This is a genomic window from Streptomyces sp. NPDC107500 (assembly GCF_055582785.1).
This window is the reverse complement of the sequence record NZ_JBVJPF010000004.1, coordinates 779,105-798,461: the sequence shown is the minus strand read 5'-3', so window position 1 is coordinate 798,461 and position 19,357 is coordinate 779,105. Positions and strand designations below refer to the sequence as shown.

The 19,357-nt window shown below is 71.8% G+C and carries 19 protein-coding genes; 7 read left to right on the top strand and 12 right to left on the bottom strand.

Going from position 1 to position 19,357, the window contains the following annotated elements; genetic code table 11:
* The first annotated feature begins 22 nt into the window (after positions 1 to 22).
* From ACZ67M_RS20185 to ACZ67M_RS20165, 5 genes are all read left to right on the top strand, one after another.
* Positions 23 to 1,006 (top strand): ABC transporter substrate-binding protein, encoded by a 984-nt coding sequence (locus ACZ67M_RS20185; RefSeq protein WP_469852020.1) that lies wholly within the window; start codon positions 23 to 25, stop codon positions 1,004 to 1,006.
* Positions 1,007 to 1,097: 91 nt separating this feature from the next.
* A complete protein-coding gene (locus tag ACZ67M_RS20180; RefSeq protein ID WP_469852019.1) occupies positions 1,098 to 2,300 on the top strand; it encodes an LLM class flavin-dependent oxidoreductase in 1,203 nt (400 codons plus the stop codon).
* Positions 2,301 to 2,320: 20 nt separating this feature from the next.
* Positions 2,321 to 3,697, top strand: coding sequence for an NtaA/DmoA family FMN-dependent monooxygenase (locus tag ACZ67M_RS20175; protein ID WP_469852017.1), 1,377 nt, complete (start codon positions 2,321 to 2,323; stop codon positions 3,695 to 3,697).
* Positions 3,694 to 4,785, top strand: a complete 1,092-nt coding sequence (locus tag ACZ67M_RS20170; RefSeq protein ID WP_469852015.1) for an LLM class flavin-dependent oxidoreductase — start codon at positions 3,694 to 3,696, stop codon at positions 4,783 to 4,785. Before ACZ67M_RS20175 ends, ACZ67M_RS20170 begins: the two co-directional genes overlap by 4 nt.
* Positions 4,778 to 5,905 carry an LLM class flavin-dependent oxidoreductase gene (locus ACZ67M_RS20165; protein WP_469852013.1) on the top strand — a complete coding sequence of 376 codons (1,128 nt, stop codon included), beginning with the start codon at positions 4,778 to 4,780 and terminating at the stop codon, positions 5,903 to 5,905. The genes ACZ67M_RS20170 and ACZ67M_RS20165 overlap by 8 nt, the downstream gene beginning before the upstream one ends.
* A 100-nt stretch (positions 5,906 to 6,005) precedes the next feature.
* Here the strand turns inward: ACZ67M_RS20165 and ssuE are convergent, their stop codons facing one another.
* The 11 genes from ssuE to ACZ67M_RS20110 all read right to left on the bottom strand — a co-directional run bounded on the left by ssuE (position 6,006) and on the right by ACZ67M_RS20110 (position 16,852).
* A complete protein-coding gene (gene ssuE / locus ACZ67M_RS20160; protein ID WP_469852011.1) occupies positions 6,006 to 6,563 on the bottom strand; it encodes an NADPH-dependent FMN reductase in 558 nt (185 codons plus the stop codon).
* Between the two features lie 67 nt (positions 6,564 to 6,630).
* Positions 6,631 to 7,401: an alpha/beta hydrolase gene (locus tag ACZ67M_RS20155; RefSeq protein ID WP_467322269.1), complete on the bottom strand. Its 771-nt coding sequence runs from the start codon at positions 7,399 to 7,401 to the stop codon at positions 6,631 to 6,633.
* A complete protein-coding gene (locus tag ACZ67M_RS20150) occupies positions 7,398 to 8,438 on the bottom strand; it encodes an LLM class flavin-dependent oxidoreductase (protein WP_469852009.1) in 1,041 nt (346 codons plus the stop codon). Before ACZ67M_RS20150 ends, ACZ67M_RS20155 begins: the two co-directional genes overlap by 4 nt.
* Positions 8,439 to 8,449: 11 nt before the next feature.
* The gene (locus tag ACZ67M_RS20145) at positions 8,450 to 9,790 is read right to left on the bottom strand and encodes an NtaA/DmoA family FMN-dependent monooxygenase (RefSeq protein ID WP_392016828.1); all 1,341 of its coding nucleotides are present in this window, start codon (positions 9,788 to 9,790) and stop codon (positions 8,450 to 8,452) included.
* 49 nt (positions 9,791 to 9,839) lie between these two features.
* On the bottom strand, positions 9,840 to 10,688 hold the full coding sequence (locus ACZ67M_RS20140) for an ABC transporter ATP-binding protein (RefSeq protein WP_361358943.1): 849 nt from the start codon (positions 10,686 to 10,688) through the stop codon (positions 9,840 to 9,842).
* Positions 10,685 to 11,593: an ABC transporter ATP-binding protein gene (locus ACZ67M_RS20135; protein WP_469852007.1), complete on the bottom strand. Its 909-nt coding sequence runs from the start codon at positions 11,591 to 11,593 to the stop codon at positions 10,685 to 10,687. Before ACZ67M_RS20135 ends, ACZ67M_RS20140 begins: the two co-directional genes overlap by 4 nt.
* On the bottom strand, positions 11,593 to 12,477 hold the full coding sequence (locus ACZ67M_RS20130; RefSeq protein WP_469852006.1) for an ABC transporter permease: 885 nt from the start codon (positions 12,475 to 12,477) through the stop codon (positions 11,593 to 11,595). The genes ACZ67M_RS20135 and ACZ67M_RS20130 overlap by 1 nt, the downstream gene beginning before the upstream one ends.
* A 3-nt stretch (positions 12,478 to 12,480) precedes the next feature.
* A complete protein-coding gene (locus tag ACZ67M_RS20125) occupies positions 12,481 to 13,437 on the bottom strand; it encodes an ABC transporter permease (RefSeq protein WP_469852061.1) in 957 nt (318 codons plus the stop codon).
* Between the two features lie 65 nt (positions 13,438 to 13,502).
* Positions 13,503 to 15,074: an ABC transporter substrate-binding protein gene (locus ACZ67M_RS20120; protein WP_469852004.1), complete on the bottom strand. Its 1,572-nt coding sequence runs from the start codon at positions 15,072 to 15,074 to the stop codon at positions 13,503 to 13,505.
* A gap of 417 nt (positions 15,075 to 15,491) precedes the next feature.
* Positions 15,492 to 16,421 carry a DsbA family oxidoreductase gene (locus ACZ67M_RS20115; RefSeq protein ID WP_469852002.1) on the bottom strand — a complete coding sequence of 310 codons (930 nt, stop codon included), beginning with the start codon at positions 16,419 to 16,421 and terminating at the stop codon, positions 15,492 to 15,494.
* Positions 16,418 to 16,852, bottom strand: a complete 435-nt coding sequence (locus tag ACZ67M_RS20110; RefSeq protein ID WP_361650283.1) for an RrF2 family transcriptional regulator — start codon at positions 16,850 to 16,852, stop codon at positions 16,418 to 16,420. Before ACZ67M_RS20110 ends, ACZ67M_RS20115 begins: the two co-directional genes overlap by 4 nt.
* 138 nt (positions 16,853 to 16,990) lie before the next feature.
* Here ACZ67M_RS20110 and ACZ67M_RS20105 point away from each other — a divergent pair, with 138 nt between their 5' ends.
* Complete coding sequence (locus ACZ67M_RS20105) at positions 16,991 to 17,497, top strand: cupin domain-containing protein (RefSeq protein ID WP_469852000.1); 507 nt, start codon at positions 16,991 to 16,993, stop codon at positions 17,495 to 17,497.
* Positions 17,498 to 17,695: 198 nt separating this feature from the next.
* Here ACZ67M_RS20105 and aztA read toward each other — a convergent pair whose 3' ends face one another.
* A complete protein-coding gene (aztA, locus tag ACZ67M_RS20100) occupies positions 17,696 to 18,439 on the bottom strand; it encodes a zinc ABC transporter ATP-binding protein AztA (RefSeq protein ID WP_469851998.1) in 744 nt (247 codons plus the stop codon).
* A gap of 14 nt (positions 18,440 to 18,453) precedes the next feature.
* Between aztA and aztB the strand changes: the two genes are divergently transcribed.
* Positions 18,454 to 19,350, top strand: a complete 897-nt coding sequence (gene aztB / locus ACZ67M_RS20095) for a zinc ABC transporter permease AztB (protein ID WP_361358968.1) — start codon at positions 18,454 to 18,456, stop codon at positions 19,348 to 19,350.
* The last annotated feature ends 7 nt before the right edge of the window (positions 19,351 to 19,357 follow it).

The following is a 19,357-nucleotide window of genomic DNA, read 5'->3' as shown; positions in this document are numbered from 1 at the left end:
TCCGCAAGCAAGGAGCACGAGCATGTCCACCTCGATCGCCCGCCGCACCACCGCGGCCGCACTCGGACTCGCCGCGGCCCTCTTCCTCGCCGCGTGCGGCAACCCCGACGACGGCGGCACGACCGAGGTCGCGGCCACGTCGGGCGGCAAGACGAAGATCAACACCAGTCCGGACCAGAACCGCGTCACCACCGACAAGGTCGACTCCATAGCCGCCCAGGTCCCCCGGAGGATCCGGGAGAGAGGCACCCTGGAGATCGTCGACTCCTCCGGCTCCGCGGCGCCCCTGACCTTCTTCGCCACCGACAACAAGACCGTCATCGGCGTCGAGCCCGACATCGCCTCTCTGGTCGCCGACGTGCTCGGCCTCGAACTGCGGACCAACGCGGTCTCCTGGGAGAACATCTTCGTCGGCCTCGACAGCGCCAAGTACGACGTCGGCTTCAGCAACATCACCGTCACCGAGGAGCGCAAGGAGAAGTACGACTTCGCCACCTACCGCGAGGACAACCTGGGCTTCGAGGCGAAGAAGGACAGCGGGCTGAAGGTCACCGGGCCCGAGGACGTGGCGGGCAGGACGGTCGCCGTGAGCAGCGGCACCAACCAGGAGAAGCTGCTCATCGAGTGGAGCAAGGAGAACGAGAAGGCCGGCCGCAAGCCGGTGGACATCAAGTACTACCAGAACGACAGCGACACCTACCTCGCCCTCCAGTCCGGCCGCATCGACCTCTACCTCGGCCCCAACCCGACCGCCGCCTACCACGCGGCCACCACCGGCAGGACCGAGGTCGTCGGCACCTACTCCGGTGCCGGCACCACCCTCCAGGGCCTCATCGCGGCCACCACCAAGAAGGACAGCGGCCTGGCCAAGCCGCTCGCCGACGCCCTCAACCACGTCATCGAGAACGGAACGTACGCGAAGGTGCTCGAGCGCTGGGGCCTGTCCGACGAGGCCGTGACCAAGTCCGAGATCAACCCGCCCGGCCTGCCCAGGACCAACAAGTAGCCGGCCCGGGGGTGTACCGGCCGCCGAAGGGCGCCCGCACGCCCCGCCTCGTACAGGTTCTCGTCACGGACTTCCAGGAAGGCACCCACTCGTGTCCTCGACACCCGCTTCTTACCTGCACCTTGCCGTCGCCCTGGACGGCACCGGCTGGCATCCGGCCTCCTGGCGCGAACCGGTGGCCCGCCCGCGCGACCTGGTCACTGCCGGTTACTGGACCGAGCTGGTCGTCGAGGCCGAGCGCGGTCTGCTCGACTTCGTGACCATCGAGGACGGCCTCGGCCCTCAGTCCTCGCACTTCCTGGACCCGGACGAGCGTACCGACCAGGTCCGCGGCCGCCTCGACGCCGTCCTCATCGCCTCCCGCGTCGCACCGGTGACCCGGCGGATAGGTCTGGTGCCCACGGTGATCTGCACGCACACGGAGCCGTTCCACATCTCCAAGGCGATCGCCACCCTCGACCACGTCAGCGCCGGCCGTGCCGGCCTGCGCGTGCAGATCACCGCCCGCCCGAACGAGGCCGCACACTTCGGCCGCCGTACCCTCCCGCGCATCGAGGCATACGACCACCCGGACACCCGGGAGCTGGTGGCCGACCTCTTCGACGAGGCCGCCGACTACGTGGAGGTGGTGCGGCGCCTGTGGGACAGCTGGGAGGACGACGCCGAGATCCGGGACGCGGCCACCGGCCGTTTCATCGACCGCGACAAGCTGCACCACATCGACTTCAAGGGCCGGCACTTCAGCGTCAAGGGCCCCTCGATCACACCGCGCCCGCCGCAGGGCCGGCCTCCGGTCACCGCTCTGGCCCACCAGAGCGTCCCGTACCGGCTGGTGGCGCGCCAGGGCGACGTCGGCTACGTCACCCCCCATGACAGCGAGCAGGTCCGCGCCGTCGTCGCCGAGATCCGCGCCGAGCAGTCCGCGGCCGGCCGCGCCGACGAAGTCCTGCACGTCTTCGGCGACCTGGTCGTCTTCCTGGACGACGAGCAGGCCGCCGCCGAAGACCGTCGCGCCCGCCTCGACGCCCTCGCCGGAGAGCCGTACACCGGCGACGCCCGGATCTTCGCCGGAACCGCCGGACAACTCGCCGACCTGTTGCAGGAGTGGGCGGCCCAAGGGCTGAGCGGGTTCCGGCTGCGGCCGGCGGTCGCCGGACACGACCTGCCCGCCATCACGCGCCGCCTGGTCCCCGAGCTCCAGCGCCGCGGCGCCTTCCGCACCGCCTACGAAGCCGACACCCTGCGCGGGCTGCTGGGGCTGGCCCGCCCCGCCAACCGCTATGCCGCCGCCTGAGACGGGAGGACCGTACCGACATGACCGGCAAGCCCCTGAAGCAGATCCATCTGGCCGCGCATTTCCCCGGCGTCAACAACACCACCGTGTGGAGCGACCCCAAGGCCGGCAGCCACATAGAGTTCAGCTCCTTCGCCCACTTCGCCCGCACGGCCGAACGCGCCAAGTTCGACTTCCTCTTCCTCGCCGAAGGTCTGCGGCTGCGCGAACAGGACGGCGAGATCTACGACCTCGACGTCGTCGGCCGCCCCGACACCTTCACCGTCCTCGCCGCACTGGCCGCCGTCACCGAGCGCCTGGGCCTGACCGGCACGATCAACTCCACCTTCAACGAGCCCTACGAGGTCGCCCGTCAGTTCGCGAGTCTCGACCACCTCTCCGGCGGACGCTCGGCCTGGAACGTCGTCACCTCCTGGGACGCCTTCACCGGTGAGAACTTCCGCCGGGGCGGCTTCCTGCCCCAGCAGGAGCGCTACTTCCGGGCCAGGGAGTTCCTCGCCACGGCGAACGAACTCTTCGACTCCTGGCACGGCGACGAGATCCTCGCCGACCAGGAGACCGGTACCTTCCTGCGGGACGCCAAGGCCGGCGCCTTCGTCCACACCGGGCGGCACTTCGACATCCACGGACGGTTCAACGTCCCCCGCTCCCCGCAGGGACGTCCCGTCGTCTTCCAGGCCGGCGACTCCGACGAGGGCCGCGAGTTCGCCGCCGCGGAGGCGGACGCCATCTTCAGCCGGTACGGCACCCTGGAGGAGGGCCAGACCTTCTACACCGACGTGAAGTCCCGTCTGGCCGCGTACGGCCGCCGGCCCGACCAGCTGCTCATCCTGCCCGCCGCGACCTTCGCCCTCGCCGACACGGACGCCGAGGCCGAGGAGCTCGCCCGCGAGATCCGCCGCCAACAGGTCAGCGGAGCCACCGCCCTCAAACACCTGGAGTTCGTCTGGAACCGGGACCTTTCCGCCTACGACCCGGAAGGCCCCCTCCCCGACATCGACCCCGACACCGGCAGCGCCCACATCTCCCAGGGCCGCGCCCAGGTCCGCATGTACCGCGACCCGACGGCGACCGCCCGCGAATGGCGCGAACTGGCCGCCGCCCACGGCTGGTCCATCCGCGACCTGGTCATCCACACCGGAAACCGGCAGAACTTCATCGGCTCCCCGTCCACCATCGCCGGCGCCATCGACGACCTCGTCCAGGCCGACGCGTGCGACGGCTTCATCCTCGTGCCGCACGTCACGCCGGGCGGCCTCGACGACTTCGCCGACAAGGTGGTCCCGCTGCTCCAGGAGCGGGGCGTCTTCCGCACCGAGTACGAGGGAACCACCCTGCGCGACCACCTCGGCCTCGTCCACCCGGACACCGCACGCGACGTACGGGCGGCCTCGTGAAGTTCCTCGCCATCACCCTCGTCGCGCACCGGCCGGACCCGGTCACCGGCGTGCGCACGTCGACCCACGAGCGGTTCCGCGAGGTCCTCGACAGCGCCCGGCTCGCGGAGGAACTCGGCTTCGACGGCTTCGGCGTGGGGGAGCGGCACGAGCGGCCGTTCATCTCCTCCTCCCCGACCGTCGTCCTCAGCCACGTGGCCGCCGTCACCCGTCGCATCCGCCTCTTCACCGCCGTCACCACGCTCAGCCTCCTCGACCCGGTGCGCGCCTACGAGGACTACGCCACCCTCGACCACCTCTCCGAGGGCCGCCTCGATCTCATCATCGGCAAGGGCAACGGCGCCGCCCAGCGCGACCTGTTCCACGTGACCCCCGAGGACCAGTGGGACCGCAACGCCGAGAGCTACGAAGTCTTCCGGCGGCTATGGTGCCAGGACCGGGTCACCGCGCGCACCCGCTTCCGTCCGCCCCTGCGAGACGCCGAGGTGTGGCCCCGCCCGTTCCAGCGGCCCATCCGGGTCTGGCACGGCAGCGCCACCAGCGAGGACTCCGTCGACCTCGCCGCGCGCTACGGCGACCCCTTGTTCTCCGCGAACGTCACCCACCCCATCGAGCCCTATGCCGAGCTGATCCGCCACTACCGCGAACGCTGGGAGCACTACGGCCACGACCCGACGCGCATCGCGGTCGGCGCCGGCACGGCGGGCATCCTCGTGACACCGACGTCCCAGGAGGTGCTCGCCGCGTACCGGCCGGTGTTCGAGGCCAACCGGGCCTTCGCCGAGCAGGCGGGCCTGCCGGTCGTCTTCGAGACCCTGGAGGACTTCGCCGAACGCAGCTCCGCACTGATCGGCAGCCCCCAGCAGGTCATCGACAAGGTGCACCGCTACCACGAACGGTTCGGGCACACCGTCCTCCACCTCCAGGCGGACGCCGCCGGACTGACGGCCTCCCGGCACCGGGCCTCACTGGAGCTGTTCCAGTCCCAGGTCGCCCCCGTACTGCGCCGCGAGATCCCGGACCCCCCGTTCGCCTGGGAACCCGTGCTCCCCGCCACCGCCCACCCCCAGGAGACCGTCCATGCCTGACATCCCCCTCGGCGTCCTCGACCTCGTCCCGATCTCCTCCGGCTCGACGGCGGCCGCCGCCCTGCGCAACTCCATCGACCTCGCCCGGCAGGCCGAGCGCCTCGGCTACGCCCGCTACTGGTTCGCGGAGCACCACCTCAACCCGGGGGTGGCGGGCACGTCCCCGGCGGTCGTCCTCGCCCTGACCGCCGCCGCCACCTCCACCATCCGGCTCGGCTCCGGCGCCGTGCAGCTCGGCCACCGGACCGCGCTGTCCACGGTCGAGGAGTTCGGCCTGATCGACGCCCTGCACCCGGGCCGTCTCGACCTGGGCCTCGGCCGCTCGGGCGGCCGCCCTCCGGCAGCGAAGACCACCGCGCCGGCCGCCACCCCGGTGGCCGACGGCCGCACACCGGGCGGCCTGCTCATCCCGCCCCCCTTCTCCTTCGCACACCTGCTCGGCTCACCCCGCGTGTCGTTGCAGCGCAAACTGCTCATGCTCCCCGGCGCCGAGTCCCAGGAGTACGCCGAGCAGATCGACGACATCCTCGCCCTGCTGGCCGGCGACTACCGTTCCCCGGAGGGCGTCGAGGCACACGTCGTGCCCGGCGAGGGCGCCGACGTACACGTGTGGATCCTGGGCAGCAGCGGCGGGCAGAGCGCCGGGGCGGCAGGCGCCCGCGGTCTGCGCTTCGCCGCGAACTACCACGTCAGCCCCGCCACGGTCCTGGAAGCGGTGGACGGCTACCGGTCCTTCTTCCAGCCCTCCGAGTTCCTCGACAAGCCCTACGTCACCGTCTCCGCCGACGTCGTCGTCGCCGAGGACGACGCGACCGCCCGCGAACTCGCCACCGGCTACAGCCTGTGGGTCCGCAGCATCCGCACCGCCGAGGGCGCCATCGAGTTCCCGACACCCGATGAAGCGCGCGCCCACGTGTGGAGCGACGAGGACCGGGCGCTCGTGCGGGACCGCGTCGACACGCAGTTCGTCGGCTCACCGGCACACGTGGCCGACAGGCTGGAGCAACTCCAGGAAGCCACGGACGCGGACGAGTTGCTCATCACGACGATCACGCACGACCACGCCGACCGGGTCCGCTCCTACCAACTGCTCGCCGAGGAATGGCGCCGACGCCACTGAGGTCACCGCCGCCAGGGCCGGGACGACGCCCGTGCGCCTGCCCCACCGGGGCACGTGCACGGGCGTCCGTTTCGAGTCGACCGGAAGCCGGCCGAGCGACTCAGCCGGTCGGCGCCAACGCCGCCGTACGCGCGCTCAACGCCGCGGAGAACTGGTCCGTCACCTGGGACAGAGCCTCGGCGGCCCCGGGCGCGACGAGGGTCGCCCCGTTGTCGTCGACGGTGATGTCCTGGTCGAGCGTGAACCAGCCGGGCACGACGTGCAGGGCGCCCATCGAGCTGAGCACCGGCCGCAACGCGTAGTCGATGGCGAGGACATGAGCCGTGCTGCCACCGGTGGCCAGCGGGAACACCGTCTTGCCGGCCAGGGCGTACTGCGGCAGCAGGTCGAGCAGGGACTTGAGCAGGCCCGAGTAGGCGGCCTTGTACACGGGAGTGCCGACGACCACCCCGTCCGCCCGCTCGAAGAGCGACGCGGCGCCGGTGATCGCGGGATGACGGAAGTCGGCGCCCAGAAGCGCCTCGGCCGGCAGGGTGCGGACGTCGAGGGGCGTCACCTGGTGGCCGTGCAGCCGGAGCCGGTCGTCCAGGTGGCGCAGGAGGCGAGCGGTCCGTGAGGTGGGGGAGGGGCTTCCGGAGACGGACAGGATGGCGGCCATGGGGGCACCTTTCACGATCGGACTTCGGCGGGGGGCCGGTGCGAGGGGCACCGGCCCGGCGTGGACGTCACCAGGCGCTGGACTCCACCGTGACCACGGGGACCAGTTCGTTGCGCACGGTCTCCAGGAAGGCGATGATCTCGGCGGCCACCGAACGGTGCTGCACGTCGTTGAGGACGTCGTGGTGCGCGCCCCGGACGACCGACAGGCGGGCGCGGGGCAGGGAGACGGAGCTGCGGCCGAGGGCGTCGCGGTCCGCGAGCGGGTCGGCGTCCCCGACGAGGAACAGGGCCGGAACGGTGAGCTGGGCCTGGTGGGCCGCGTCGAGCAGGGCCGCGGGGAGCGCTTCGTTCAGCGAGCCCCGCCGCACCCGGGTGTCGGCACTCAGTGTGCCGCGGTGGGTGGGGCAGGAGGTGCGTACGTCGAGTTCCTCGTCCCAGCTGCCGACAGCGGCGGCGCCACGGCCCGGCAGCCCGGCCAGGACGACCGCGTCGACGGCCCGGCCGCCGGCGGGCAGCGCCGCCCGGCCGAGATGCGCGGCGAGGACCGCGGCCCCGGCGTCGGCCCCCAGCAGCACCAGCGGCTTCGCCACGTCCCCATCGGTGACCGCCCCCTCCACCGCGTCGGTCAGCCGGGCCCCGAAGCTGCCGAGGACCTCGGCGGGATCGCCGGCACCGGTGTCGGGGGCGTCGACGACCCGGACGCGGTAAGCGTCGGCCGCGAGCCGTGCCGCCAGCCGTCCGTAGGTGGACCGGGTCTCGCCCCGGCCGGGCACGACGATGACGGTGCCGCGGGTGCGCAGCCCTTCGGGGGCGTGGTGGTCGGTGTGGTCGCTCATGTGCGGACTCCTGCTTTTGCGGGCTCGTCGCGGGGCGCCGGGCTCCAGCCCAGGGCGGGTGCCACCTCGGTGGCGATGAGTTCCAGCGCGCGGATCGTGGCGTCGTGGTCGGGGACGGCGGGATTGAACTGGGTGATCAGGTCGGTCGCGAGCGGGAGTACCTGCTCCTGCTTGAATGCCGCGACGATCTCTTCCGGGGCGCCGTGGAAGGCGTGGAAGCGGCGTAGCGCCTCGTCCCTGTCCAGCCCTTCGGGGAAGGCTCCGCTCGTGGCCATGCGCAGGGCCGCGCGGTGGACGTCGTCCCCGATGTGCGCGAGCGCCGTACGCCGGTCCTGGGCGGGGAACACCAGCCGTGACAGGCCGATGCGCGGCCTGCGCGGCCGGTCCCAGGCGCTGAGGAAGGCCTCCGCCCAGGGGCGCTGCACCTCGTCGGTGGGCGCGTCGTGTCCGTAGGCGGCCCGGTTCAGCAGGAGGTTCGAGCCTCGGCTCGCGGCATGGGCGGCTCCGTGCGCGCTGAAGACGCCCTGCCAGATCCGGTCGCCGAAGTCACCGGGCGCCGGCTGGACGCGGAAGCCGACGGTGCCCACTTCCTCGCCCCGCAGGGCGCGGCTCAGGACGTCGAGGTTCTCGCTGGTCAGTTCACGCCTGCGGGTCGCGTCCCGGCCGAACGCGGCGTACTCCAGGTCGCTGGAGCCGCTGCCCACGCCCAGCTCCACCCGGCCGCCGCTCAGCGTGTCGACGGTCGCCACGTCCTCGGCGAGGCGGACCGGGTCCTCGAGCGGCAGGACCGTGATGGCGGTGCCGAGCCGGATGCGGCTGGTGCGAGCGGCGACGTGGGCCAGGAAGGTCCACGGCGAGGAGAGTCCGCCACCACCGCCGGGAACGTGGTGCTGGGCCACCCAGCCGGCGTCGAAGCCCAGTTCGTCGGCCGCGACGAAGAGTTCCCGGGCGTTCCGATAGGTCCGGGAGAGGTCCGCGTCACGGCCCTGGACGTGGGTGAGGAAGCCCAGTCTGAAGCGGGGTTTCCCGCTGGTCATCGGAGGCCCCCTCAGCCGTTGACGGAACGGCGCTCGAGGGTGTGGCGGTTGGCCGGGACCGGCAGACCGAGGTTCCCGCGCAGGGTGTCGGCCTCGTACTCGGTGCGGAACAGGTCCCGCTTCTGCAGGATCGGCACCACTCCGTCCACGAAGAGGTCCAGTTCGTCCTGGGTGCGAAAGGCCAGGTTGATGCCGTCGAAGGTGCCGGCGTCGAACCACCGCTCGATCGTGTCGGCCACGGTCTCTGGCGCCCCGACGAACGGCGAACGGCGGAACTCGGCGACGGACTGCGCCACCTGCCGCAGCGTCAGCCCCTCCGCCTCGGCCCGCTCGATGATCTTCGCGGCACCCGTACGACCCCCCTTCGCGGCGAGGTGCGCGACGTCCGGGAACGGGGCGTCCAGGTCGTGCACGCTGAAGTCGTAGGCGCCGAAGGAGCGGCCGAGCAGCGCGAGATGACGGTCGAAGTCGTTGTCCTCCTCGAAGATCTCCCGCTCCCGGCGCCGGGCCCCCTCGTCGGTCCCGGCCACGACGGGGCCGCCGTGGATGAAGATCTTGATGTGGTCGGGGTCGCGGCCGTGGGCGGCGGTCCGCCGCTTGACGTCGGCGTAGTATTCCCGCGCCTGCTCCAGCGAGCCGCCCGGCGCGTAGACGCCTTCGGCGACTCGCGCCGCGAGATCGCGGCCCTCCTCGGAGACCCCGGCCTGGAAGATGACCGGCTGGCCCTGCGGTGAGCGGGAGATGTTCAGCGGGCCCGCCACCTTGAAGTGCTCGCCCTCGTGATCGAGCCCGTGCAGCTTGGCCGGGTCCAGGAACACGTTGCCTGCCACGTCGGCGGGGAAGGCGTCGTCCTCGTAGGAGTCCCACAGTCCCCGTGCGACCTCGACGAACTCCAGGGCGCGGCCGTATCGGGTGGTGTAGTCGAGGTGCTCGGCCAGCCCGTAGTTGCGCGAAGTGCCGGTGTCGAAGCTGGTCACGACGTTCCAGCCGGCCCGGCCGCCGCTGATGTGGTCCAGCGAGGCGAAGCGGCGTGCCAGGTTGAAGGGCGAGTTGTACGTCGAACTGGCCGTACCCACCAGGCCGAGATGGCGGGTGTGCGTGGCGACGGCGGACAGCAGGGTCAGCGGCTCCAGCCGGTTGAGGTAGTGCGCCGGGTAGGTGGCGTTGATGAACTGGCTGTCGACGATGAACAGGGCGTCGAAGAGGGCGTGTTCGGCGGCCTGCGCCTGGCGTATGTAGTAGCCGATGTCGATGCTGGCGTTCTTCGCGACGCGGGGGTCCTTCCACAGGCCGTGCTGGCCGGGGCCGCCGACGCCGTAGGGATGCAGAGCGAGATGGATCTTCCGGGGCATGCTTCTTCCTGTCTGTGGTGAGGGGGGTGTGTGGCGCGGCAGAGGCGGGTCAGGCATGCAGGAGGGCGCGCAGGGCCTCGCGTTCGGCACGGTCGGCCGGGGCGCCGCGCAAAGTGGGCGCGGAGCCGACCAGCAGACGGGTGTACGGGTGCCGCGGCCGTCCGATGACGTCGTGGGCGGTGCCGGTCTCGACCAGCTCGCCCCGGTACAGCACGGCGATGCGGTCCGCGATCCCGGCGACGGATCCGAGGTCGTGGGAGATGAAGACGAGGGCCACTTCGGTGGCGCGCAGTTCCTTCAGGATTTCCAGCACCTGGACCCGGTTGGCCGAGTCCAGGGCGCTGACCGGCTCGTCCAGGATGAGCAGCCTCGGCTCGGTGACCAGCGCCCGGGCCACCGTGATCCGCTGGCGCTGTCCGCCGGACAGTTCCCCGGGAAGCCGTCCGAGGAGGTCCTCGGACAGCCGCACCCGGGGGAGGAAGGAGCGCACCCGGGCTCCCGCTTCCGCACGGGCCACCCCCTGGACGAGCAGGGGCTCGGTCAGACTCTCCGCCACGGTGAGGTCCGGGTCCAGGCTGCGCAGCGGGTCCTGGAAGACGTACTGGACCACACCCCGGCGGCGCAGGTCGCGCCACTGCCGGGGGCTGTGGGCGGTGACGTCCTCGCCGTCGACGACCACCGACCCGGCGGAGGGACGCACCAGACCGAGCACCGCGCGGGCGAGTGTCGACTTGCCCGAGCCGGTCTCGCCGATGAGGCCGAGTGTCTCGCCGGGCGCCACGCTCAACGACACGTCGTCGAGGACGCGTCGGCGCCGGCGGCGTGCACCGTAGTGCACCTTCAGGCCGGTGACGTCCAGGACGGGCCGGGCCGAGGTCTGCGGCCGGTCGGTGGTCATGCGTCCTCCCGGGCGACGAGGTCCCGCCGCGGGCGGAAGCGTTCCAGGCCGTACTGCTCGTGCTCGCCGATCAGCAGCCGGGTGTACGCGTGCCGCGGCCGGTCCAGGACCGACCGGGTCGGTCCCTGCTCGACGACCTCGCCCTGCCGCATCACCAGTACCTCGTCGCACAACTGGGCGACGACGGCGAGGTCGTGGGAGACGAGGACCAGGGCGAGTCCGGTCCGTTCGCGCAGGTCGGCGAGGAGGTCGAGGATCTCCGCCTGCACGGTGACGTCCAGCGCGGTGGTGGCCTCGTCGGCGATGAGGATCCGCGGGTCCGCGGCGATCGCGGCGGCGATCAGCACCCGCTGGAGCATGCCGCCGGACAGCTCGAAGGGGTACTGGTCGTGGACCAGTTCGGGGTCCCGCAGCCGCACCGCGTGCAGCAGGCCGAGGACCCGGCCGCGTGCCTCGCGGCGGCCGAGGCCCTTCTTGACGCGGACGACCTCCGCGATCTGCCGGCCGATCCGCAGCGACGGGTTGAGGTAGGACGCCGGGTCCTGGAACACCGCCCCGATCGTCGCGCCACGCAGCGCGGTCCACCGCGCGGGCGTGAGATCGGTGATGTCGGTGCCGTCGATCTCGACGGTGCCGCCGGTGACCTCGAAGTGGGCCGGCAGGATCCCGAGGGCGGCACGGCAGGTCAGGGTCTTGCCGCTGCCGGACTCGCCGACGATGCCGACCACCTTGCCGGGGGTGAGGTCGAAGCTCACGCCGTGCACGATCTCCCGGCCGTCGCCGCGGTCGCCGATGCGCACTTCGCGCAGCGAGAGCAGGGGCGTCGGCGAGGACCGCCGATCCCTTGGTTCGGGTGGGCCGTCCTCCTCGGCCCGGGTGAGCAGCTTCTCGGACGCTGTTGTCATCACGCACCTCCTACGGGGGCGGAAGCGGAGTCGGTTCGGTCGGTGCGGGACACGCGGCCCTTGAGGAGCACCCGCCCCGCCTCGCCGGACACGTCGCGGATCGCGTCGGCGAGCAGGTTGCCCGCCCAGACGGTGACCATGATCAGCAGTGCGGGCGTCAGCGGGGCCCATGGCCGGTGGCTGAGGTAGCCGAGGTCGGAGGCGAGGAGGCCGCCCCAGGTCGGCTCCGGTGGCTGCACACCGATGCCCAGGAACGTCAGACTGGAGACGATGACGAAGCCGACGCCGATGGTCTGCGCGAAGGCGACCGCGACCGGCGGCAGTACCTTGGCCCACACGTGACGGCGCACCACCCAGCCGACGGACGCGCCGGAGAGCAGCGCGGCCTCGACGTACTGCGAGCGTGCCACCGCCAGCGTCGCGGCGCGCGAGACCCGGTAGAACAGGGGTGACACCAGTACCCCGGTGACCAGCATCGCCTGGGTCAGCCCGTTGCCTAGAAGGGCGATCACGGCGACGGCGAAGAGCAGGAACGGCAGGGCCACCAGCGTGTCGGTGAGCCGCAGCGTGATCCACTCGAAGACCCGGCCCAGGTACACCGACAGGATCCCGGGGACGGCGCCGACCAGCAGAGCGGTCAGTGCCACTTCGAGGGCGCCGAACATGCTGACCCGGGACCCGTCGAGCAGGCGGCTGAGGACGTCCCGGCCGAGGTAGTCGGTGCCCAGCCAGTGGCCGCCGGACGCGGCGGCCAGGGTGTTGTCACTGGTCGCCAGCGGATCCTGGGGAGCCAGCGGCGGCCCGAGGAGCGCCAGCAGGGCGACAGCGGTCAGGATCGTGACGGCGACCCGCCCGGAGGTGAGGGAGAGAACGCGACGGACCATGACTCACACCCCCCGCCGCGACGCAGGAGTGACGCGTGCCAGCACGAGGTTGACGGCCAGGTTGAAGGCGACGACCAGCGCGATCGACACCACGAGAACCCCCTGCACGGCCGGTACGTCGCCCGCCTGGGCGGAGTCGTTGGCGAAGCGGCCGAAACCCTGCAGACCGAAGATCCACTCGGTGACCACGGACGCGCCGACCAGGGCCGGGAACTTCAGGCCGAGGGTGGCGAGCGCCGGTCCCAGACCGTTGCGCAGCACATGGACGAAGAAGATTCGCCGCGGGCTCAGCCCCCGTACCAGCGCGCCCGTCACGTAGTTCTCCTGGTAGGCGGCGACGAGGCTGGACCGCAACTGGCGTGCCACGTCGGCCGTCACGTCGAAGCTCAGCGCCAGCGCCGGCAGCGTGATGTGCGCGAGCCACGGTCCCAGCCCCTGCGCCGCGGGGACGTAGCCGGCGCTCGGGAACAGGTGCAGCTGCACGGCCAGGACGGCGACCAGCACGATGCCGACGACGAATGCGGGCATCACCGAGATCACCGTGACGAACCCGGTGATCGCACGGTCGACCCACGTCGTACGGCGCAGCGCCGCCAGCGTGCCGAGGGCGAAACCCACCGTCACGCCGATGATCAGCGCGAACACCGCCACGGAGAGGCTGACGCCCAGGCCGAGACCGATGAGGGTGGAGATGTCCGCGCCGTTGCTCCAGCTCGTCCCCAGCTGCCCGTGCAGGGCACCACCGATCCAGTCGCCGTACTGGACCAGGAACGGCCGGTCCAGGCCCCACTGCGCCTCGACCCGGGCGACGGCCTCGGGGGTCGCTTCCTCGCCGAGCTGGATCCGCGCCGGGGACAGGCCGCTCAGTGAGCGCAGCGCGAACGTCACGAACGTCGCCACCAGGAACACGGGCGCGAAGATCGCGACCGATCTGGCGAGGGTGGTCAGGACCCGGCCCAGCGCGTGCGGTGCCCGGGCCTTGGCGGCCCACCGCGGCGGTGCGGATCGCGCCGGTGCCTCGGTCGTCACGGGGTCGCCCCCTTGCCGCCGATGGTCACGCCCGTCCAGTCGATGTGGGCGGGGTTCTTCGGCAGGTCGGAGACCGACTTGCTCTTGGCGATGAGGTTCGGCGAGGAGTACGTGAAGACCAGGGCCTTGCTCTCCAGCCCGGCCCGGGTCGCCTCCCGCAGCACCCGCGGATACCCGGGCGCGTCCAGCGGGGTCCGCCGTATCTTCCCCACGGCGGCGTCGAAGCCCTTCGGCTGATAGGGGGAACTGAGGTTCAGCGGCCCGTCGGGGCCGAAGTGCGCGGTGAGGGTCTGGGCGGCGGAGTCCCGGCCGGTGGTGCCGTAGAGCGAGAACGTGAGGTCCTTGGCGAAGAAGGGCGTGGCCCAGTTCTTGTCGATCTTGATGTCGACGGTCACACCCACCTTGGCGAGCTGCGACTGGACGATCTCCGCCTGGGGGTCCTCCGCCGGGATGACCAGGTCGAGCTTGATGTCACCGGCCCCGTACCCGGCCGCTGCGAGGAGCCTCTTCGACTTGGCCGGGTCGTAGGGGTAGGCGTCCTCGGACTCGGGGTCGTAGGCCACGTAGCCCTTCGGGAAGGGCTGGTCGGTCGCCTCGCCGTAGCCGAAGGTCAGCTTGTCGACGAACTCCTGCCGATTGACCGCGTGCCGCACGGCGTCGACGACCTTGTCGTTGTCGAACGGCGCCTTGTTGATGTTCAGGCTGATGTTGGAGGCGTTGAACCCGGGCTGGACGAAGACGTCGAGGCCGGCCTTCTTGGCGGCCTCCGCCTGGCTGGGGTCGATGTCGGCGAAGTTGTAGACGCCGGTCTGGAGTCCTGAGACGACGGTGGAGGCGTCGGGGGCGGAGGTCAGCTCCACGTTGTCGATGTGGATGTTCTTCGCGTCCCAGTAGTCCGGGTTCTTCTTCAGGACCGCCTTGGTGCCGGGCACGATCTGGGTGACGGTGAAGGGGCCGGCGCCGACCGGGTTCTGGTCCAGCTTCTCGGGTGCGCCGGCCGCTTTGGGGCTGGCGATCTGCAAAACTCTCTGTCCGAGCAACTGGGGTATCTGGTAGTCGACCTGATTGAGGTGCACGACGGCGTCCAGCCCGACGGCGTCGACCGACTCGATCGACGTCAGGTCACCGAAGAGCGCGGAGTTCTTCTGCTTCTGGGCGCGTTCGATCGCGGCTTTGACGGCGGCGGCGTTCACCGGTTCGCCGTCGCTGAACTTCAGTCCGGGACGCAGGTGGAAGGTGATCCGGTCACCCTTGTCGTTGTACTCCCAGCTCTCGGCCAGGTCCGGGACCGCCTTGCCGGAGGCGTCCGTGCGAGTCAACGAGGCGTACACGAGCGAGAGTTCGCGGAACTGGGCGCCGCTTCCCCCCACCACCGGGTCCCAGTGGGTGGGAAAATAGGTCGAGGTCCACTTGAGGGTGGCGCCGCCGTTCGCGGAGGCCGCGTCGCCGCCGCACGCGCTGAGGCAGGGGACGAGCACGGCTGCGAGGGCGGCGCCGAGTGCGGTGGCACGCGGGCGGCCGGATCGGCGGAGCGGTCCGGGGCGGCGGGGCGTGAGTCGTCCGGGCATGTCGTACCTTCTGTGACGGTTCCCGAGCCGTGTCTGGGCAGCCGGAACGGGGACGGGGCATGGGCGGTGGCCGGCCACGCCGACGCCCGTTCGGGCACGCCGGGGCGTGCCGTGGGCGAGGGAGCGGACGGCGGAGCGCGGAGAAGAGCGTGGCGAGGGAGCGGCGCGGTCGGCGGGCTCGGATCGGCGGCGGACGGCCGGGCCGACGGGAGCCGTCAGCGGCGTCGGGCGCCGGGGGGCCGCGTTGTGCGGCCGGTCAGCGACAGAGAGCGCTACAGGTGCGCCGCAGGTCCACGTAGCGGCACACCACTGCGGGGTGCGTCGTGAGCATGCTGCACATCGTGGGGGCATCCAGGATCACCTGTCAATGGACACCAATTGGTGTCTCATTGGGCGGGATGGAGAACTGAGCGCAGATCAGAAGCCTGTCGGGGGATGCCCCGCGACGCGACGACGGGTGGCCGGGTGGGTCGCGGCCTCCTCGGGATGCAGCCACAGAGGGCCGTTGGCCGTCTCGACACGAACTGCCCCGACTGGAGGCCACGGTCCGTCCGTCAGCAGTGTCCGCTCGGGCTCGGTCATGCTGCGGTACCGCAGCAGGGCCTCGTCCGCCGCCAGCCGTTCCGGCTCGCGCGCGGGTGTCGGGCACACCTCGCGCAGGGCGTCCGCGTACGCCTCATAGGGGCGCCGGCCCGGCACGAGGCGGCGCCGCTCGGGCCCCCGCACCAGGACGCTCGGCAACGCGTACCGGTACCCGCCGTCGACGGTCTCCTTGGCCGCACCGGGATGCGGCGAACCGTCCGCCACCGACCGCGACTCCGGGATCGGACGGCGCGCCTCCGCACGGTCGGCGCGGACCCCCTCCAGTACGGCGCCGGACCGCGCGTCGACGGCCAGCCGCACCGGATCCAGCCCGGGTACGCCGTCCACCGCGGACAGGGCCAGCGCCGCGGTGTCGGCCGGCTCTCCGAGGACGAACACCGTCTCCCGCAGGCGGCGCAGCACCCGGTCGGCGACACCGGCGCCCTGTAGCTCCGCCGCCTTCGCGACGAGCGACGCGGGCCAGGAACTCGCCGCCACCCGGCTCAGCCGCCCGGCCCGCGGGGCACCGGTGTGCCGGCCGATCCGCGCGACGTACTCCGCGTACCAAGCCGTCTCCGCGACCGGATCCGGCGCCGGGTCGTCGTCCTCGTCGAACAGGATGCAGAACACCCGGCGTACGCGGACCCCTTCGGGCAGCGCCGTACGGAGCGCGCGGAACTCGGGCTCCGACCCCCACGCCCAGGGGCACAGGGGATCGGTGTACTCGACCACCTCGGCCGGCGGCACGTGCGACGGCACCGTCACGCGGCTCCTGTCCGGGCCAGTCGTCCGCCCGCCGCCCCGGACAGCAGCGAGGCCACGGTCACCGCGCCCAGCACCGTCGCCGCGTCCGCCTCGATCCGGCGCCACACCCCGGGCAGCCCCGCCGCGGCGCCGGGATACTCCAGCGCGGCCAGGGGCTCACCCCGCAGGGTGAGCAACTCCCCGTCGACGACGCGCGAGACGTCCAGCAGGGTGATCTCCTCGGCGGGCCGGCCCAGCCAGTAACCGCCCTCGCAGCCGCGCTGACTGCGTACCAGACCGGCCTTGCGCAGCTCACCCACCACGGACTTCAGGAAGCGGAACGGAATCTGCTGCGACGAGGCGATGGACTCACAGGTCAGCGGACGGGCAGGTTCACGGGCGAGCTCCAGAAGAGCGCGCGTGGCGTAGTCCGCCTTCGCGGAAATATGCATGCGCTCATGATGCCCGACCCGTCCGCGCCGACGTGCGCTCCCCGTCGCGACCGCACAGTATTGCGGGCACATTTCCGCAGGTGAAGAGCATTGGACACCTCTTGACATCCTTTTCGGGGCGCTCCTAGCGTCCTCGGCATGAGCGAGTCGCTGACAACCCCCGGGGAAGGCTTCCACCCCCACCTGCACGACGCCACCGCGCCCGTGGGGCCGCCGTTGCGCAGCCGCCTGCACCACATCCGCGCCGACTCCCTGGACGGCGACACCGCGCAGACCGGAGGCATGCGCAGGTTCGCCGCCGTCAGCGGCCACACCGTGGGATCCGAGAAACTGTGGATGGGCCAGACCCACGTCGCTCCCGCCACATCGTCCTCCGACCACCACCACGGGGAATCGGAGACGGCCATCTATGTCGTCAGCGGCCACCCCGAGTTCGTCTTCCTCGACAACACGGCCGGCCACTCCAAAGAGGTCCGGCTGCGCACCGCACCCGGCGACTACATCTTCGTCCCGCCGTTCGTCCCCCACCGGGAGGAGAACCCGGACCCCACCGACGAGGCCGTGGTCGTCATCGCGCGCAGCACGCAGGAGGCGATCGTCGTCAACCTTCCCCGGCTCTACGCGCTTCCGGAGCAGGACGACTGACCAGATCTAGCATCTGGGCATTTGTGCAGGCCAGGATGGAGCCGATGTCCTCGGCCCGATGCTCGCGCTCGTGAGGAGCGCGAACTCGCAGACCGGGACGTTCACTCCTGCCCGAACGGCCAGGCGTACGGAGGCGGCGAGCCCGCCCCGCCCGGCTTGGTGCGCCGCGATGATCCGCACACGGGCCCGGTCCCGGCTTCACGCCGGTTGCCAGATCCTGGACAGTGCCTGAGGGGTGAGCACCTCCGCGGGCGGACCGTCCGCGACCAGCCGTCCGTCGCTGAGGAGCAGACAGGCGTCGGCCGCGCGGGCGGCCCCGAGGTCGTGCGTGGCCTGGACGACGGTGGTGCCATCGCCCACCAGGTCTCTCAGCAGGGTCGTGATCCGCTCCCTTGCCTCGGGGTCGAGCCCGGTGGTCGGCTCGTCCAGGAGCAGCAGGTCGGACTGCTGAGCGAGCCCCTGGGCGATCAGGACGCGCTGGCGCTGACCCCCTGACAGCTCGCCGAGCTGACGGGCGCCGAGGCCGGCGACGCCCAGCCGTTCCATGGCCGAGTCGACCGCGGCCCGGTCCCGCCGGGTCGGCCGCCGCCACGGTCCACGCTCGCCCCAGCGGCCCATCTCCACGGTCTGCCGCGCCGTGAGGGGAAGCGTGTCGCCGACGGCGCCGCGCTGCGGGACGAAAGCCGGTGGGGAGCCCTCCGCGTAGTGGAGCCGTCCGGATGTGGCCGTGATCACTCCGGCCAGTACCCCCAGCAACGTGGACTTGCCGCTGCCGTTCGGCCCTACGAGTGCGGTCATGGCCAAAGCCGGTACGGACGCCGTGAGTTGGCGGAGAACGGGGCGGCCCGGGTAGCCGGCGTTCAGATCGTGGAACCCGACGCGGTCGCCTCTCGGTTCGCCGTGCGGCGAGGCCAGGGGGTTGTTATTGAACATGGTTGTCATTATAGAGTCTTCGTATGGAGTGGTTGACGGCCCCGTTCGAGGCGGCCTTTGTGCAGCGGGCCTTGTGGGCCGGATTCCTGGTGTCGGCGATATGCGCCCTCGCGGGCACGTGGGTGGTGCTCCGGGGAATGGCCTTCCTCGGCGACGCCATGTCCCACGGACTGCTGCCCGGCGTCGCGGTGGCCGCGCTACTCGGCGGCAACCTGCTGGTGGGAGCGGTGGTGAGCGCGGCCGTCATGACCGCGGGCGTCACAGCGCTCGGCCGTACCCCGAAGCTGTCCCAGGACACCGGCATCGGCCTGCTGTTCGTCGGCATGCTGTCGCTCGGCGTCATCGTCGTGTCCCGCTCGCAGTCCTTCGCGGTGGACCTCACCGGCTTCCTCTTCGGTGACGTCCTCGCCGTGCGGGAGAGCGACCTGGTGCTTCTCGGCGTGGCCCTGCTGCTCGCGCTGGCCGTCTCGGTGCTCGGTCACCGGGCCTTCCTGGCGCTGGCGTTCGACGAGCGCAAGGCCCAAACGCTCGGGCTGCGCCCCCGGCTCGCCCATGCCGTGCTGCTGGGACTGCTGGCGCTGGCCATCGTCGCCTCCTTCCACATCGTGGGAACGCTGCTCGTCCTCGGCCTGCTCATCGCACCGCCCGCGGCCGCCCTGCCCTGGGCGCGCGGCGTGAGCGGCGTCATGGTCCTGGCCTCGGTCCTCGGCGCCGCCGCCACCTTCGGCGGCCTGCTCCTGTCCTGGCACTTGAGCACCGCGGCCGGGGCGACCGTCTCGGCCCTCGCGGTCGGCCTCTTCTTCCTGTCCCACCTGGCGTCCGGGCTCCGGCACCGTCGCCGTGCGCGCCGCGCCGGTCTCCCCGGCCTGGCGGTCACCTTGGCCGCGAGCGCCCCCACCTCCCGACCGAACGAAACCTGAGGCGATC